Raw genomic sequence first — 16,093 nt, 5'->3', positions numbered from 1 at the left:
AAATTATTGTTATGTGGTCGGATGAGTTACTAATTTAGCCAGCGGCGGGGGAAAGGTAAAAGCGGGATTAAATGATTGTGATGGGATTCAAAGAAAGCCCCCGGTGGCGCTGCGCTGACCGGGGCGACCAAACCGTAGGCCGGGCAAGCGTAGCGCCGCCCAGCGTTTAGCGTGCTGCGCGCACCAGCCCCGGTGCCTGCCACATCGACGTGGTCAGCCCGCTGTCCACCAGCCCCAGCTGGTCGGCGTACACCGCCTGCCATTTCTGCATCATGCCGTCGTACAGTTCCCGGTGCGACGGGTTCGGCGTAAACTCCCGGCTCCACTTCACCAGCTTCTCGCCCGTGGAGGCCATATCGGCATACAGCCCGGCCCCGGTTCCGGCGGCAATGGCGCACCCCAGCGCGGTCGCCTCTTTCACCTCCGGCACCCGCACCGGCAGGCCGGTAACGTCGCTTAAGATCTGGCTCCACAGCGCCCCTTTCGCGCCGCCGCCGGCAAACACCAGGCCGTCAAAATTTACGCCGGAGAACTGCGATATCTGCGCCAGATTGCAGGCGGAGACAATCGCCGCATTCTCCTCCAGGGCGCGGAACAGGGTGGCTTTGTTGCATTTTTCCGGGTCGATGGAGAGGTTAATAAAAGACGGCGCAGCGTGGTACCACTGCTTAAAATGCATGGCGTCGGAGAAGATCGGCATCACCCCGTGGGAGCCCGCCGGCACCCGGCTGGCCATCTCCTCCATCAGAGCGTAAGTGTCCATCCCCATCCGCCCGGCAATCAGCTTCTCTTCGGCGCAGAAGGCGTCGCGGAACCAGCGCATGGTCAGCCCGGTGAAGAAGCTGATCGACTCCGCCTGGGCCATGCCGGGGATCACGTGCGGGTTCACCCGGATGTTCATCTGCGGATCGGTGCGCACCTGCGGCAGGTTGACCACCTGCTGCCAGAAGGTGCCGCCCAACACCGCGGTCTGCCCGGCGCGCACCACCCCCAGCCCCAGACAGCCCAGCTGCACATCGCCGCCGCCCATCACCACCGGCGTGCCTTCCCGCAGGCCGCTCTGCTGCGCAGCCTCTTTGTTGATCGCGCCCAGCAGGGTGCCGGTCTCTTTAACGGGAGAAAGAATGTCGGCACGCAGCCCGGCCATATCCAGCAGCGCCGGTCGCCAGTCGCGGGAGAAAAGATCCAACATCCCGGTGGTGCCCGCGTTAGAAGGGTCGACGGCCAGCTCGCCGGAGAGCTTCGCCGCCAGCCAGTCGCTGATCATAGTGATGGTGGCCGCTTTGCGGTAGATGTCCGGGCGATGGTGCGCCAGCCACAGCAGGCGCGGCATGGCGCTCAGGGCCAGGGTCTGGCCGGAGACGTCATACACTTCGGATTCAAAGCGGAAGTCGTGGATCTCTTTCAGCTCGGCCACTTCGCGGCTGGCGCGGGCATCGACGTTGGCACAGGCCCAGATGGCGTCGCCGTTGCGGTCGTAGAGGACGATCCCTTCCCGCATCGAGCAGCAGGCGACGGACTGAATATCCGCCGCGCTCAGGTGCGCCCGCTCAAGCGCCTGGTGGATACACTGGCAGGCCAGCCGCCAGTTGGTGTCGAGGTCGAACTCCATCGAGCCGGGGACGTTCTCCACGCTCAGGTGTTTCCACTCCGCCTGGCCGACGGCAACCTGATTGCCCTGCAAATCGAAAATAACGGCGCGAACGCTGCCTGTCCCTGCATCTAACGCTAAAAGGTAACTCATGAGCTTGCCTCGTGTCAGGCGCAGGGCGACTCTTATCCGGCCAGAGCCAGCACCGCGCGGGCTGTCGTCTCTTCCGTCACCAGGCCATTGATACGGCGACCGTTCAGTGCGGCATAAATCGCATCGGCTTTCTCTTCTCCTCCGGCGACCCCGACGATGACCGGCAGCTGCGCCAGTTCATCAAGGGTGACGCCAAGTAATTCCCGGTGGATCTCCAGCTCTTCTACCCGCTCGCCGTTGGCGTTAAGGAAATAGCCCAGAATGTCGCCCACCGCGCCTTTACGGGCAAACATCAGCTGCTCGCCCTCGCTGATATAGCCGGAGCGCAGTATGGTGGCGTCCCGGCGCTGGTTCACTGAACCAATCCCCACCACCGCCACATCGGCAGCGGTGGCGGCGAGGATCACGTCCCGCACGCTGGTTTCCCGCTTTAAGATCCCGGCCACTTCCGCCGAGGACACCCGCAGCGGGGCGGGGATCATGCTGATACTACAGGCGGCATCCAGCTGGCCGATGCCGGTCATGTAGGGCCCGACGCCGCCGGAGAGGGTCACCAGCCGCACCTGCTGGGAGCTGATAAAGCCGCTTAAGTGCTGAATGCAGCTCATGGTGGTTTCACCAAATCCCACCGCCAGCAGCTGGCCGGGCTCCAGCACGCCCATGAGCGACTGCGCGGCGCCAATCCCTAAGCGCACGCTCATTGGCGGGGTGTTGAGGGCCGGCAGCACGCGGGTAAGCCGCAGGCCGAAGCGCTGCTGAAGTTCGGTCTCCAGCGCCAGACAGCCTTCGTAGCGGGAGTTGATCTGCACGCGGATCACCCCGGACTGTCGACCCTTTTCCAGCAGCCGCGAAATCTTGAGCCGCGGTAATCCCAGCCGCTCGCCGATATCGTTCTGCGTCAGGCCGTCGTGGTAGTAGCACCACGCCACGCGCGCCACCAGTTCCTCTTCCGTCAGCGCCAGTCCGGCAAATCGTCCCTCTTCGGCAACGCGTTTCTCAGCCATATTTGAACTCTTATCAAAATTTAGATCATATGTTCGCCCTGCCGCAGGATGAATGTGTGAGCCACACGGCAAAACGGATATTCCGGAATGTTTCTGCATTATCGGGATCATATCCATAAAACTGTGATCCCTGCACGGTTGTAAATATAGTTCACCGTCTACGCTTTTGAACATTATTAATTTGAAAAATCATTTGTTCAATAGCGGAGCGATAATGACAGCACTTATCGAGGCGCGCGGGATCCAGAAGCAGTTTTCCGGCGTTCCTGTATTGAAAAACATTGATTTCACTCTGCTTGCGGGCCAGGTGCATGCCCTGATGGGCGGCAACGGCGCCGGGAAATCCACCCTGATGAAGATTGTCGCCGGGGTCGAAACTGCCGACCGCGGTGAACTTTCTATCGCCGGTCAGCCTTTTGCTCGCCTGAAGCCAGGCCAGGCGCACCAGCTCGGCATCTATCTGGTGCCGCAGGAGCCGATGCTGTTTCCGAATCTCAGCGTGCGGGAAAACATCCTCTTCCGTCTGCCGCGCGGGCAGGCCACCGCCCGGCGTCTTGCCGATAAGCTGGAGCAGCTTCAGTGCCAGCTCAATTTAGAGGCCGCCGCCAGCACCCTGGAGGTGGCGGATCAGCAGATGGTGGAGATCCTGCGCGGGCTGATGCGCGAGGCGAAGATCCTGATCCTCGATGAACCCACCGCCTCGCTGACGCCCGGCGAAACCGAACGCCTGTTCCGCCAGATCCGCGCCTTACAGGCGACGGGGGTCGGCATCGTCTTTATCTCGCACAAGCTGCCCGAAATCCGCCAGCTCGCCAGCCACGTCTCGGTGATGCGCGACGGGGCGATCGTCCTGAGCGGCGAAACCGCGCAGTTCGATGACAATGCCCTGATCGCTGCCATGACCCCGGTCAGCCGCGACCAGGGCCTGAGCGACACGCAAAAGCTGTGGCTGGCCCTGCCGGGCAATCGCCGCACCCAGGCCCAGGATTTTCCGGTGCTGCGGGTGGAGAGCCTCACCGGGGAAGGATTTATCGATCTGAGTCTTGAGATCTACGCCGGGGAGATCGTCGGGCTGGCCGGATTAGTGGGATCCGGGCGCACCGAGTTTGCCGAGACGCTCTACGGCCTTCGCCCGCCGCGTGGTGGCAGGATCTGGCTCGAAAACCAGCAGATCGACAACGATCCGGTCAGCACCCGGCTGGAGAAAGGGCTCGTCTATCTCCCGGAGGACAGGCAGGCGTCCGGCCTGTTTCTCGATGCGCCGGTACGCTGGAACACCGTTGCCCTTAACGAGCCTTCCCTCTGGCAGCAGCGCAAGCGCGAGTCGGCGGTGGTGGAGCGCTATCACCGGGCGCTGGGGATCAAACTCAATAGTGCCGATCAGACCGTGCGCACCCTGTCGGGGGGTAATCAGCAGAAGGTACTGCTGGCGCGCTGCCTGGAGGCCAATCCGCTGCTGCTGATCGTCGATGAGCCGACCCGCGGGGTGGACGTCTCGGCCCGCGCCGATATCTATCAGCTCATCAAAAGCGTGGCGGCGCAAAACGTGGCGGTGCTGATGATCTCCAGCGACATGGATGAGTTTCCGGGCCTCGCGGACCGCGTGCTGGTGATGCATCAGGGCGTGCTCAGCGGAGAACTGCCGCGTCACGCCGTCAGTCTGGATCGGATGATGGCTCTGGCCTTCGGAGGGCAGGCATGAAAACACTGCTGAAAAACCGAGAACTTACTGCGCTGCTGGCGATCCTGGCCCTGTTTGTGGTGCTGGTGGCGCTCAACCCGGCCTATCTCAGTTTGCAGACCCTGGGGATGATCTTTGCCAGTTCACAGATCCTGATCCTGCTGGCGCTCGGTGCCGGGCTGGTGATGCTGACCCGCAACATTGACGTCTCGGTCGGCTCGATAGTCGGGCTGTGCGCCATCGCCGTGGGAGTGGCGCTGAACAACGGTTACGGCCTGCCGGTGGCGATCCTGTTTGCGCTGGCCATCGGGGCGCTGGCGGGCGCCTTCAACGGCCTGCTGGTGGTGGGGCTGCGCATTCCGGCGATTGTCGCCACTCTCGGCACGCTGGGGCTGTGGCGCGGGGCGATGCTGCTCTGGACCGGTGGGAAATGGATTGAGGGCCTGCCGGTGAGCCTGAAATCCCTGTCGGAGCCGGTGGCGCTCGGGGTCTCTCCGCTGGGTATCGTGGTGCTGGTGATTGCCGCTTTCGGGGCATGGACGCTGTCGCGCACCGCCTTTGGCCGCGATTTTTACGCCGTCGGGGATAACCTCGCCGCCGCCCGCCAGCTTGGCGTGGCGGTCAACCGCACCCGGATGGCGGCCTTCACCCTCAACGGCGTGCTGGCGGCCTGCGCCGGGATCGTCTTTGCCGCACAGATCGGCTTCGTACCGAACCAGACCGGCAGCGGGCTGGAGATGAAAGCCATTGCCGCCTGCGTGCTGGGGGGTATCTCCCTGCTCGGCGGCACCGGGACCTTAATCGGCGCGCTGCTGGGGGCCTTCTTCCTGACCCAGATCGATACCGTGCTGGTGCTGTTCCGCCTCCCGGCCTGGTGGAACGACTTTATCGCTGGCCTGGTGCTGCTGGGGGTGCTGGTGCTCGACGGGCGGCTGCGCCAGGCGCTGGCGCGTCATCAGCGGGCGCTGAAGTACGGCCGCTTCCAGCCGGGCAACAAAGGGGGGAAGCACGTCACCCCGTTTCGCAAACGCAACAAAGAGGTGGCGTAAATGAAGCTTAACTGGGAGTGGGCGCTGCTGCTGTTACTGGTGCTGGAGATCCTGCTGTTTGGCACCCTCAACCCGCGGATGCTCGACATCAACATGCTGCTCTTCAGCACCAGCGATTTTATCTGTATCGGGATTGTGGCGCTGCCGCTGACGTTAGTGATCATCAGCGGCGGGATCGACATTTCGCTCGGTTCGACCATCGGCCTGTGCGCCATCGCGCTGGGGGTGATGATGCAGTCCGGCGTGCCGATGGCGGCGGCGATCCCGCTCACCCTGCTGCTCGGGCTGCTGTGCGGCCTGTTCAACGCCGCACTCATTCACTACACCGGGATCAGCCCTTTAGTGATCACCCTCGGCACGCTCTACCTGTACGGCGGCGGGGCGCTGCTGCTTTCCGGCATGGCCGGAGCCACCGGCTACGAAGGCATTGGCGGCTTCCCGGAGAGCTTCACCGCCTTTGCCAACCTGACGGTTATAGGGCTGCCGATCCCGCTGGTGCTCTTCGCGTTCATCACCTTCTTCTTCTGGCTGATCGTCCACCGCGGGCGTTTTGGCCGCCACCTGTTTCTGATTGGGCAAAACCCGCGTGCGGCGCGGTATGCGGCGCTGTCGGTGAACGGGTTGCCCTATGCGCTCTATGGCCTGGTGGGCGTGGCCTCGGCGATCGCCGCCCTGGTGATGGTCTCCTATTTCGGCTCGGCGCGCTCCGATCTGGGGCGTGACCTGCTGATGCCTGCGCTCACCGCGGCGGTGCTTGGCGGGGCGAATATTTATGGGGGTTCAGGTTCGGTACTGGGTACGGCGCTGGCGGCATTGCTGGTGGGGTATCTGCAGCAGGGGTTACAGATGGTCGGCATCCCCAACCAGGTGTCGAGCGCGCTGTCAGGGGCGCTGCTGGTTGTGGTGGTGATGGGGCGTTCGCTGAGTCTGCACCGTGATTGGGTGCGGTCTCTTCTCACAAAAAATACCCGGAGCGTATGATGAAAATAAAACTGATGGTGCTGGCCGTGGCGTTAAGCGTGGCGACGGCGCAGGCGGCGGATCGCATCGCGTTTATCCCGAAACTGGTGGGGGTCGGCTTCTTTACCAGCGGCGGTAACGGCGCGAAAGAGGCCGGGAAAGCGCTGGGGGCGGAGGTCACCTACGATGGCCCGACCGAGCCGAGCGTCTCCGGGCAGGTGCAGCTGATCAATAACTTCGTCAACCAGGGCTACAACGCCATTATCGTCTCGGCGGTGTCGCCGGATGGGCTCTGTCCGGCGTTGAAGCGCGCCATGCAGCGCGGGGTGAAAGTCCTGACCTGGGATTCCGACACCAAACCGGAGTGCCGCAGCATCTACATCAACCAGGGCACCCCGGAACAGCTCGGCGGCCTGCTGGTGGATATGGCCTCGAAGCAGGTCACCAAACCGGCTGCCAAAGTGGCGTTCTTCTACTCCAGCCCTACCGTTACCGATCAGAACCAGTGGGTAAACGCGGCGAAAGCCAAAATCGCCAAAGAGCACCCCGAGTGGCAGATCGTCACCACCCAGTTTGGCTATAACGATGCCACCAAATCCCTGCAGACCGCCGAAGGGATCTTAAAAGCGTACCCGGATCTGGATGCGATCATCGCCCCGGACGCCAACGCCCTGCCAGCGGCGGCCCAGGCGGCAGAAAACCTGAAGCGTGAAGGGGTGGCGATTGTCGGTTTCAGCACGCCAAACGTGATGCGTCCGTACGTCGAACGCGGCACGGTGAAAGCCTTCGGCCTGTGGGATGTGGTGCAACAGGGCAAAATTGCGGTCAATGTCGCCGATCGTTTGCTGAAAAAAGGCGATCTTAACGTGGGCGACAGCGTGGAAGTAAAAGATATCGGCGCCCTGAAGGTCGAGCCGAACAGCGTCCAGGGCTATCAGTATGAAGCGAAAGGCAATGGCATCGTGCTGCTGCCGGAGCGGGTGGTGTTCACCAAAGAGAACATCAACAACTACGACTTCTGACAGGGGGGAACATGGCTGATTTAGACGACATCAAAGAGGGTAAGAACTTTGGCATCGACCGGCCGCAGCAGAACGTGCCCTTCACCCTGAAGGGCTGCGGGGCGCTGGACTGGGGGATGCAGTCGCGGCTGGCGCGTATCTTTAACCCGGCCAGCAATCGTACGGTGATGCTGGCCTTCGATCATGGCTACTTTCAGGGGCCGACCACCGGGCTCGAGCGTATCGATCTCTCCATTGCGCCGCTGTTCGCCGAAACCGACGTGCTGATGTGTACCCGCGGCATTCTCAGGAGCCAGGTGCCGCCCGCCACCAACAAACCGGTGGTGCTGCGCGCCTCCGGGGGTAACTCGATGCTGGGGGAACTTTCCAACGAGTGCGTGGCGGTGGCGATGGAGGATGCCCTGCGGCTCAACGTCTGCGCGGTGGCGGCGCAGGTCTATATCGGCAGTGAGTATGAGCACCAGTCGATCAACAACATCATCAAGCTGGTGGATGCGGGCAATCGCTACGGTATGCCGACTCTGGCGGTGACCGGGGTCGGTAAGGAGATGGCCCGGGACGCGCGCTACTTCTCGCTCGCCAGCCGTATTGCCGCCGAGATGGGGGCGCAGTTTGTTAAAACCTATTATGTGGAAGAAGGGTTCGAGAAAGTGACCGCCAGCTGCCCGGTGCCCATTGTTATCGCCGGGGGCAAAAAGCTGCCGGAGCACGAGGCGCTGGAGATGTGCTTCCGCGCCATCGACCAGGGCGCGTCGGGTGTCGATATGGGGCGCAATATCTTCCAGTCCAGCGCGCCGCTGGCGATGCTGAAGGCGGTGAAGAAGGTGGTGCACGAGAAGATGAGCGCCCGCGAGGCGTACCAGTTCTGGCAGGAGGAAAAACAGGGAGAATCACAATGAACGTGACTTTAGTGGAGATCAACATTAAGCCGGACCGGGTGGACGAGTTTCTGGAGGTATTTCGCGCCAACCATGAGGGGGCGATCCAGGAGCCGGGCAACCTGCGGTTCGACGTGCTGCAGGATCCGCGGGTGAAAACCCGGTTCTTTATCTACGAGGCTTACAGGGATGAGGAGGCGGTGCTGGCGCATAAGCAGACCCCGCACTATCTGGCGTGCGTGGAGAAGCTTGAGGACCTGATGTCGGAGCCGCGTAAAAAACGCTGTTTTGTCGGGTTGATGCCAGCGTAAAAAACGCCCGGTGGCGGCTGCGCCTTACCGGGCCTACGGGATGGTGCGGGTGGTTTTGTAGGCCGGGCAAGCGCAGCGCCGCCCGGCGTTTTTCAGGCCAGCGCCAGCAGCTGAACCCGCGCCGTGGCACCCGGCATCAACTGCTGCAGGTTGCTGACCAGCTCATCTCCGGCTGCTTCCAGCGCCGCTAACGGCATGGCGGGCAGGCTTTCGAGAATAAACCACATGGTCTGCGCCTGGCTGTCGAGGCGAGTACGCACCCCTTGCCGCCAGTTCCAGCGTCGGCAGGTCACTCCCACGTCGTCGCGCCAGATAACTTCGCCCACATCGGGATGCCCCACGCTCGGTTGACCCTCTTTAAAGGTATCAAAAGGCTCACTGCCGTCGGCCAGCGTCAGCCGCGGTGCGCCAGTGTAGGCGGCGAGATTCTCCCCGCCCACCGGAATGGCGTAGCGGATGCTGACCGCATTATAGATATCCACCACCGGATCGAGCGGCGGCAGCGTGCCGTCTTTCAGCACCCGCTTGCGCAGGGCGCTGGCGGAGCAGGGAGTACGCTTCGGTTTAGCGCCAAAGGCTTTAAATGCCTCATCCCACGCGGCGAGATGCGCCTCGGCCCAGGGAAAATCATCGTTCAACATCTGCTGGCAGGCCTGGGCTAACGCGGCCGCGGCCACTTCCGGCGCGGTAATGGGTGCAGCTTCAACCACGATGCTCAGCGCGCGGAAGCCTGGCGCGATCCCGGCAAGACGCGGATCTATTGACGGCGTGAGGAGGGACATAAATAATCCTGTATCGACTGTTTTATACCATGGTAATGACCAGTGACCGATAAAGTCAATATAATGACTGCGCAGGGCGCAGATGTGGCCCAGGTAAGCCTGGCGGTCGCGAACCGTATCCGCAACTGGCGGAAAGAGAAAAGGCTGTCGCTGGATGAGCTGTCGCGCCGCGCCGGCGTCAGCAAGGGGATGCTGGTAGAGATCGAAAAAGGGGCCGCCAACCCCAGCATTGCGATCCTCTGCAAACTGGCGGCGGCGCTGGGCGTGTCGGTGGCCGATATCGTTAACGTCGCCAGCGAGCCGCAGGTGCACATTATTGAGGAGGCGGCGATCCCGGTGCTCTGGCAGGGCGAGAAGGGCGGCAGCGCCCGATTGCTGGCAGGCACCGCTGGCCCGGATATGATTGAACTCTGGCGCTGGGAGATGCAGCCCGGGGAGAATTTTAGCTCGCCCGGTCATCCGGCAGGCACCTTTGAACTGCTTCATGTCGAGGCGGGGGTATTAACGCTGAAGATTGAACAGAGCATCACGCAGGTGAACGCTGGCGCGTCGGCGGTAGCGAAAACCGAAGCGGCGCACAGCTATGCGAATGAAGGGAAGAGCGTGCTGCGGTTCACCATGACGGTGGCGGAGTTTCACCGTTAACATGAGATGCCGGGGGCGCCACGCTTGCCCGGCCTACAAAATTCCGCAGAATCATGTAAGCCGGGCAAGCATCGCACCGCCCGGCGCTTTTTACGCTTCAGCCACGCTCACCCGCAGCGCCGCCAGCGCCTTACGGGCCGCTTTCAGCACCTGCTCACACTGCTCAACGGTCAGCGTCAGCGGCGGTTCAATGCGAATGGTTTTCGAGTTGTTGAGCGTTCCCGCCACCAGCACCCGCTGGCGGAACATCTCACTCGCGAAGCTGTAGCCGGTTTCGTTATCGACAAACTCAATCGCCATCAGCATCCCTTTGCCGCGCGCGTCCTGCACCAGGTCCGGGTATTCACGTCCCAGCTGGCGGAAGCCATCCAGCAGCATGTCGCCTTTCTGCTCCGCCTGGGCGGGCAGGTTCTGCTCCAGCAGCACGTTGATGGTTGCCAGCGCCGCGGCACAGGCCAGCGGGTTGCCGCCAAAGGTCGTAGTATGCAGGAACGGGTTGTCGAACAGCACCGAGAACACCTCTTCGGTGGCGACCGTGGCCCCAATCGGCATCACGCCGCCGCCCAGCGCTTTGGCCAGGCACAGAATGTCCGGCTGCACGTTCTCGTGCTCGCAGGCGAACATCTTGCCGGTACGCCCCATCCCGGTCTGCACTTCATCGAGGATCAGCAGTGCGCCAAACTCATCGCACAGCTTACGCACCGCAGGCAGATAGCCCACTGGCGGCAGGATCACCCCACCTTCGCCCTGGATAGGCTCAAGGATCACCGCGGCTACGTCGTCGCCAGTTTTACGGCATTCGGACAGCGCGGAGCGCATGGCGTTGATATCACCGAACGGCACGTGGCGGAAGCCCGGCAGCAGCGGCATAAACGGCTTACGGAAGGCGGATTTCGCCGTGGCGGAGAGGGCCCCTAACGACTTGCCGTGGAAGGCGCCGCTGGTGGCAATAAAGGTGAATTTCCCGCGCGGCGACTGGTACGCTTTGGCGAGTTTGATCGCCGCTTCGACCGATTCCGTGCCGCTGTTACAGAAGAAGCTGTATTTCAGTTTGCCTGGCGTCAGTGCCGCCAGCGTTTTTGCCAGCATCGCCCGCAGGGGATCCAGCAGTTCCTGGCTATGAAGGGGTTGTTTTGCAAGCTGATTTTGTACGGCGGAAACCACTACTGGATTACGGTGCCCCACGTTGAAAATACCAAATCCACCCAGGCAATCTATAAACTCCTGTCCCTGGGTGTCGACAAGCGTATTAAGACTTCCCGCCTGCCACTCTACGGCTCCGTAATCCCCGCCTGCTGTTACCGATTTTCTGTATTCCAGGAATCCAGGATTAACATGCTCTTTGAAGTAATCAATCACCTCGCGGTTAAGTTGTTTCATCTCCTCATGATCAAGCGTTCGCTTCTCAATGAGATTCAGGGCGTGCGCGGTACAGGCAAGAGCCGACGCGCTGGAGGGTAACCTGTTCAAGATGTGCTCCCGGGAATGGCGTATCACATGATACTGGATTAAGTATTGCAGGCTTTGCGCCACATCCGATGCGGGGGCAAAAATCGGGATAAACGCCAGGTTAAAATAATGTTACACAATATTTAATCATGCGAAACGGGATTCCGGCGGCAGCGCCACGGCATTTTCAGAAAGCAGAATGCGCGTTTGCAGTGCATTCGCCCTGTTTTAGTGCGATTCGGATCGACAGGAGTACGAGCGGATTCTCCTTCAGGAGTAATTTCGTTATGAAACCATTTAATTTCAATGAATTAAAAAAGCGTACAAAAAATGCGGTTTAGTCCCGTTTTGCGATCCAGAGCATGTTTAACAACTAAAGATAAAACCGTTAACGCCGAAAAATCCTTACGCAACAAAAATAACATTCAAGTAACCTGCAAGGGATGCCTATGTCGCCTCACAACTTTGTCACACAGTGTGAATACCCGCTGAAAGATGACACCACGCTGATGTCCACCACCGATCTGCACAGCTACATTACCCAGGCCAATGACACCTTCGTCCAGGTAAGCGGGTACTCGCTGGGCGAACTGGTGGGTCAGCCGCACAACCTCGTTCGCCATCCTGACATGCCAAAAGCCGCCTTTGCCGACATGTGGTACACCCTGCAACAGGGGGAACCCTGGAGCGGTATCGTGAAGAACCTGCGTAAAAATGGCGATCACTACTGGGTGCGCGCTAACGCCGTACCGATGGTGCGCAACGGCCAGACCACCGGGTATATGTCCATCCGCGTGAAAGCGACCCCGGAAGAGATTGCCGCCGTCGAACCTTTATATAAGGCACTGAATGAAGGGCGCTGTAATAAGCGGGTGCATAAGGGGCTGGTGGTGGCGAAAGGCTGGATCGGCAAGCTGCCGGCGATGCCGCTGCGCTGGCGGGTGCGCAGCGTGATGACCCTGCTGTGGCTGGTGCTGGCGGGAGCCCTGTTCGCCACCGGTGCGAGCTGGGCGGCAATGGGGGTCAGCGCGCTGGTGATGCTGCTGGGAACAATGCTGTTTGAGCAGCAGATTGTGCGTCCGGTCGAGAACGTGGCGCGTCAGGCGCTGAAGGTGGCAACCGGCGAGCGCAACAGCGTGGAGCATCTTAACCGCAGCGACGAGCTGGGGCTGACCCTGCGTGCGGTGGGGCAACTCGGCCTGATGTGCCGCTGGCTAATCAATGACGTCTCCAGCCAGGTAGTGAACGTGCGTGACGGCAGCGACCAGCTGGCGAAGGGGAATGATGACCTCAACGATCGCACCCACCAGACGGTGTCAAACGTGAAACAGACCGTGGAGACGATGAACCAGCTGGCGATGACGGTGCAGAACAACACCCGAACCGCGGTGGATGCCGATAAGCTCTCCATCGCCGCCAGCGACGCCGCCACCGAGGGCGGGCACGCGATGCAAACCGTGGTCAACACCATGGACGAGATTGCCGACAGCACCCAGCGTATCGGCTCGATCACCAAGCTGATTAACGACATTGCCTTCCAGACCAACATCCTGGCGCTGAACGCGGCGGTAGAAGCGGCCCGGGCGGGCGAGCAGGGGAAAGGCTTTGCGGTGGTGGCCGGGGAAGTACGCCACCTGGCCAGCCGCAGCGCCAGTGCCGCCAACGATATCCGCAAGCTGATCGACGCCAGCGCCAGCAAAGTAATGTCGGGTTCCGAGCAGGTGCATGCCGCCGGACGCACGATGGACGATATCGTGGAGAAGGTGCAGAACGTCACCCGGCTGATCGCGGAGATCAGCCAGTCGACCTCGGAGCAGGCCTCCGGGCTGTCGGAGCTGACCCGCGCGGTAGCCGAACTGGATTCCATTACCCAGAAAAACGCCGCGCTGGTGGAAACGAGCGCGCAGGTTTCCGCAATGGTGAAGCACCGCGCGAAACGTCTGGAAGATGCCGTCACCGTGCTCCATTGAGTCAGTAACGTTCCAGAAAGCCGTTTGCTCCTGACGGAGTGAACGGCTTTGTTATTTGTGAGTTGTGATTATTTTTATCGGTTACTGTTAATGTAATATTAAATAACTAAAAAAAACGCCTCAGTTAATTATTCCTGCCTAAGTCAGTTTTCCCCGATGCTCTGTCAAAAATCCCCGTTTCCGTGGTTACGTAACGATCGATGCGGCGAAATTAATAGCTAACGCCTATCTTTTGTCGGAATTATTGAAGAAAAAAGCGATCAAAGTCATAAAGTTAGCGATGAAGTTACCGATAACGCTGATCGTCTGAGAAATAATCACATCGATGGAGTAAATATGTTCTTACATGACGTAAAAATCGGCACGAAATTATTTCTGGCGTTTGGGTTCTTTATTGTCCTGATGGGAATAAGTGCAAGTTTATCCCTGTTAAGCCTTAATCGGGCAAATAACGGGATGCAATCCATTATCACCAGCGATTATCCCACCACGGTAAAAGCGAACCAGTTAATCGACAACTTCCAGGAATTTATTAGCACCCAACAGCTCATGCTGCTGGACGATCGGGGCACGTACAGGGCCCAGTCAGAACAGCAGCTGAAGGCGATCAGCGAACGTATCACCGGGATCCTCGGCGACCTGAACAGTGCCCTGCAGGATAAAGCGTCCCAGCAGGTGCTGAGCGATATCCGCGGGGTACGCCAGCAGTATCTCGACTCCCGCTACCGTATCCTGCAGGCGGTGCAGAGCAACGATCGGGCGGGTGCGATTCAGGAGATGATGACCAATACCCTCAGCCTGCAGCAGGCCTATAAGGCGAAAGTGCAGGAGCTGATTGCCATACAGAACACACATATGCAGCGCGCAGGCGTGGAGGTAGACGGCGACTTCAGAACCAACCGCCTGCTGCTGATCCTTATCACTCTGTTCAGCGTGGCGGTGGGCAGCCTGATGGGGTGGTTTATCGTGCGCTCGATTACCCGCCCGCTGGGCGAGGCGGTCAATTTTGCCCAGTCTATTGCCGATGGCGATCTCACCGGGAACATCGCGTCGCACGGTAAGGACGAAACCGGCCAGCTGCTCTCTGCGCTGATGGAGATGAAAAACCGTCTGCTGGAGATTGTGCAGCAGGTACAGTTCGGCTCGGAAAATATCTCCACCGCAGCGGCGCAGATTGTGGCGGGCAACCAGGATCTGGCCGCGCGGACGGAAGAGCAGGCCAGCTCCGTGGAACAGACGGCAGCGTCGATGGAGCAGATCACCGCGACGGTGAAAAACACCGCATCACATACCGGTGAAGCCACTCATCTCTCCGCGGATGCGGCTCGGGTGGTGAAAAGCAACGGCGAGATGATGAAGCAGGTCACCAGCAAAATGCGCCTGATTAACGAGACCTCCAACCGGATGTCCGACATCATCAACCTGATCGACTCTATCGCCTTCCAGACCAATATTCTGGCGCTGAACGCGGCGGTAGAGGCGGCGCGCGCGGGTGAACACGGCCGCGGCTTTGCGGTGGTGGCCGGTGAAGTTCGCCAGCTTGCCCAGAAGAGCGCCACCTCGGCCAGTGAAATTCGCCAGCTGATTGAGAGCTCAACCAGCCAGACCCAGGACGGGATGGCGCTGGTGGAAAAAGCCAGCGGGCTGATTAACGGCATGGTGGGTAACGTCGAGGAGATGGATGGCATCCTGCGCGAGATCCGCCAGGCAAGCCATGAGCAGACGGAAGGCATCTCGCAGATCAACAGCGCGATTGGCCTGATTGACTCCACCACCCAACAGAACTCCGCCCTGGTGGAGGAGTCTGTCGCGGCGGCCTCATCCCTTAACGAGCAGGCGATAAACCTGAAAGATCTGGTGAAAGTGTTCCGCGTTCGCGCAGAAGCCACCGCTTAATCCAGCTGGGAGATCTCCAGCGCCGCGCGGTCGATCACGCCGATAATCTGTTTGATCTGCGCGTCGCTGGTCTCTTCCTGATTCACCTTCAGATCCAGCACCGCCTTGAAGTTATCCAGCGCCCGCTTCATCTGCGGGTTTTTACGCAGCTGGAATCCCACGCAGCGTGCTTTGACGCGCTCCTGAATGTGCTCCAGATGTTCCAGGTTTTCCTCCAGCCACTGCTGTCCGGCAAGGGTAATTTCAATCTTTTTACGCCCGGTCTCCTCCTCGGTGAGGGTGATAAACTGCTGATCCTGCAGAAAATCGAGCGTCGGATAGATCACGCCCGGGCTGGGCGTGTAGTTGCCCTGAGTCAGGGTCTCAATCGCCTTGATCAGCTCGTAGCCGTGGCTGGCGTTGCGGGTCAGGATATCGAGGATCACCAGGCGTAATTCGCCGTGCCCAAAGAAACGCTGACGGCGGCCGCCGCCGTGATGGTGCTCGCCGCCCCGTCCGCGGTGGTGGTGCTCGTGGTTGTCGCTGCCGTGAGAGTGTCGCATCGTCTTTCTCCGTGTTTTTGATATATCTAATTTATATCTTAAATGTGAAAAGTAGCAATTCCAGCAAGAGATATTAATTTAAGTAATTGAAATTAAACTGTTTAATTTTTGCTTTTTGAATCAATGCACGCGATCGCAGACTATATCAAAAAAATTCTTG

At 60.2% G+C, this 16,093-nt stretch carries 14 protein-coding genes; 9 read left to right on the top strand and 5 right to left on the bottom strand.

Annotated features, from left to right (window positions below):
* Nucleotides 1–166 precede the first annotated feature (166 nt).
* Together lsrK and lsrR are read right to left on the bottom strand one after the other, a co-directional pair.
* On the bottom strand, nt 167–1,744 hold the full coding sequence (gene lsrK, locus ACP4QI_RS19265) for an autoinducer-2 kinase (protein WP_426495761.1): 1,578 nt from the start codon (nt 1,742–1,744) through the stop codon (nt 167–169).
* Between the two features lie 32 nt (nt 1,745–1,776).
* Nucleotides 1,777–2,748: a transcriptional regulator LsrR gene (lsrR, locus tag ACP4QI_RS19260; protein ID WP_142487188.1), complete on the bottom strand. Its 972-nt coding sequence runs from the start codon at nt 2,746–2,748 to the stop codon at nt 1,777–1,779.
* A 214-nt stretch (nt 2,749–2,962) separates the two neighbouring features.
* On the opposite strand from lsrR, the gene lsrA reads away from it, so the two are divergent.
* From lsrA to lsrG, 6 genes are read left to right on the top strand one after another with little or no spacing between them, the layout of a single operon-like run.
* On the top strand, nt 2,963–4,450 hold the full coding sequence (gene lsrA, locus ACP4QI_RS19255; protein WP_142487187.1) for an autoinducer 2 ABC transporter ATP-binding protein LsrA: 1,488 nt from the start codon (nt 2,963–2,965) through the stop codon (nt 4,448–4,450).
* Nucleotides 4,447–5,478: an autoinducer 2 ABC transporter permease LsrC gene (lsrC, locus tag ACP4QI_RS19250; RefSeq protein ID WP_285129134.1), complete on the top strand. Its 1,032-nt coding sequence runs from the start codon at nt 4,447–4,449 to the stop codon at nt 5,476–5,478. The genes lsrA and lsrC overlap by 4 nt, the downstream gene beginning before the upstream one ends.
* Nucleotides 5,479–6,459, top strand: coding sequence for an autoinducer 2 ABC transporter permease LsrD (gene lsrD, locus ACP4QI_RS19245; RefSeq protein WP_426495762.1), 981 nt, complete (start codon nt 5,479–5,481; stop codon nt 6,457–6,459).
* The gene (lsrB, locus tag ACP4QI_RS19240; protein WP_426495807.1) at nt 6,459–7,460 is read left to right on the top strand and encodes an autoinducer 2 ABC transporter substrate-binding protein LsrB; all 1,002 of its coding nucleotides are present in this window, start codon (nt 6,459–6,461) and stop codon (nt 7,458–7,460) included. Before lsrD ends, lsrB begins: the two co-directional genes overlap by 1 nt.
* Nucleotides 7,461–7,471: 11 nt before the next feature.
* Complete coding sequence (gene lsrF / locus ACP4QI_RS19235; RefSeq protein WP_142487183.1) at nt 7,472–8,359, top strand: 3-hydroxy-5-phosphonooxypentane-2,4-dione thiolase; 888 nt, start codon at nt 7,472–7,474, stop codon at nt 8,357–8,359.
* Nucleotides 8,356–8,649 carry a (4S)-4-hydroxy-5-phosphonooxypentane-2,3-dione isomerase gene (gene lsrG, locus ACP4QI_RS19230; RefSeq protein ID WP_426495763.1) on the top strand — a complete coding sequence of 98 codons (294 nt, stop codon included), beginning with the start codon at nt 8,356–8,358 and terminating at the stop codon, nt 8,647–8,649. The genes lsrF and lsrG overlap by 4 nt, the downstream gene beginning before the upstream one ends.
* Before the next feature lie 92 nt (nt 8,650–8,741).
* On the opposite strand, the gene ACP4QI_RS19225 is transcribed toward lsrG, so the two are convergent.
* Nucleotides 8,742–9,431, bottom strand: a complete 690-nt coding sequence (locus ACP4QI_RS19225) for a B3/B4 domain-containing protein (protein WP_426495764.1) — start codon at nt 9,429–9,431, stop codon at nt 8,742–8,744.
* A gap of 63 nt (nt 9,432–9,494) precedes the next feature.
* On the opposite strand from ACP4QI_RS19225, the gene ACP4QI_RS19220 reads away from it, so the two are divergent.
* Nucleotides 9,495–10,076, top strand: a complete 582-nt coding sequence (locus ACP4QI_RS19220) for a helix-turn-helix domain-containing protein (RefSeq protein ID WP_426495808.1) — start codon at nt 9,495–9,497, stop codon at nt 10,074–10,076.
* A 90-nt stretch (nt 10,077–10,166) separates the two neighbouring features.
* On the opposite strand, the gene ygjG is transcribed toward ACP4QI_RS19220, so the two are convergent.
* The gene (gene ygjG, locus ACP4QI_RS19215; RefSeq protein WP_426495765.1) at nt 10,167–11,546 is read right to left on the bottom strand and encodes a putrescine aminotransferase; all 1,380 of its coding nucleotides are present in this window, start codon (nt 11,544–11,546) and stop codon (nt 10,167–10,169) included.
* A 428-nt stretch (nt 11,547–11,974) separates the two neighbouring features.
* On the opposite strand from ygjG, the gene ACP4QI_RS19210 reads away from it, so the two are divergent.
* On the top strand, nt 11,975–13,495 hold the full coding sequence (locus ACP4QI_RS19210; RefSeq protein ID WP_426495766.1) for a methyl-accepting chemotaxis protein: 1,521 nt from the start codon (nt 11,975–11,977) through the stop codon (nt 13,493–13,495).
* 336 nt (nt 13,496–13,831) lie between these two features.
* Nucleotides 13,832–15,391 carry a methyl-accepting chemotaxis protein gene (locus ACP4QI_RS19205; RefSeq protein WP_142487174.1) on the top strand — a complete coding sequence of 520 codons (1,560 nt, stop codon included), beginning with the start codon at nt 13,832–13,834 and terminating at the stop codon, nt 15,389–15,391.
* On the opposite strand, the gene ACP4QI_RS19200 is transcribed toward ACP4QI_RS19205, so the two are convergent.
* On the bottom strand, nt 15,388–15,933 hold the full coding sequence (locus ACP4QI_RS19200) for a PadR family transcriptional regulator (RefSeq protein ID WP_142487173.1): 546 nt from the start codon (nt 15,931–15,933) through the stop codon (nt 15,388–15,390). The two genes, ACP4QI_RS19205 and ACP4QI_RS19200, sit on opposite strands and share 4 nt — an antisense overlap.
* Nucleotides 15,934–16,093 lie beyond the last annotated feature (160 nt).

This window comes from Leclercia sp. TB492, assembly GCF_049974505.2.
GTDB classification, from domain to species: Bacteria; Pseudomonadota; Gammaproteobacteria; order Enterobacterales; family Enterobacteriaceae; genus Enterobacter; species Enterobacter adecarboxylatus_C.
This window is presented reverse-complemented; position numbering and strand designations above follow the sequence as displayed.

What these genes read in the sequence shown, in the direction of transcription:
- lsrK (WP_426495761.1), bottom strand. Translation starts at nt 1,744, where the DNA reads ATGAGTTACCTTTTAGCGTTAGATGCAGGGACAGGCAGCGTTCGCGCC.
- lsrR (WP_142487188.1), bottom strand. Translation starts at nt 2,748, where the DNA reads ATGGCTGAGAAACGCGTTGCCGAAGAGGGACGATTTGCCGGACTGGCG.
- lsrA (WP_142487187.1), top strand. Translation starts at nt 2,963, where the DNA reads ATGACAGCACTTATCGAGGCGCGCGGGATCCAGAAGCAGTTTTCCGGC.
- lsrC (WP_285129134.1), top strand. Translation starts at nt 4,447, where the DNA reads ATGAAAACACTGCTGAAAAACCGAGAACTTACTGCGCTGCTGGCGATC.
- lsrD (WP_426495762.1), top strand. Translation starts at nt 5,479, where the DNA reads ATGAAGCTTAACTGGGAGTGGGCGCTGCTGCTGTTACTGGTGCTGGAG.
- lsrB (WP_426495807.1), top strand. Translation starts at nt 6,459, where the DNA reads ATGAAAATAAAACTGATGGTGCTGGCCGTGGCGTTAAGCGTGGCGACG.
- lsrF (WP_142487183.1), top strand. Translation starts at nt 7,472, where the DNA reads ATGGCTGATTTAGACGACATCAAAGAGGGTAAGAACTTTGGCATCGAC.
- lsrG (WP_426495763.1), top strand. Translation starts at nt 8,356, where the DNA reads ATGAACGTGACTTTAGTGGAGATCAACATTAAGCCGGACCGGGTGGAC.
- ACP4QI_RS19225 (WP_426495764.1), bottom strand. Translation starts at nt 9,431, where the DNA reads ATGTCCCTCCTCACGCCGTCAATAGATCCGCGTCTTGCCGGGATCGCG.
- ACP4QI_RS19220 (WP_426495808.1), top strand. Translation starts at nt 9,495, where the DNA reads ATGACTGCGCAGGGCGCAGATGTGGCCCAGGTAAGCCTGGCGGTCGCG.
- ACP4QI_RS19210 (WP_426495766.1), top strand. Translation starts at nt 11,975, where the DNA reads ATGTCGCCTCACAACTTTGTCACACAGTGTGAATACCCGCTGAAAGAT.
- ACP4QI_RS19205 (WP_142487174.1), top strand. Translation starts at nt 13,832, where the DNA reads ATGTTCTTACATGACGTAAAAATCGGCACGAAATTATTTCTGGCGTTT.
- ACP4QI_RS19200 (WP_142487173.1), bottom strand. Translation starts at nt 15,933, where the DNA reads ATGCGACACTCTCACGGCAGCGACAACCACGAGCACCACCACCGCGGA.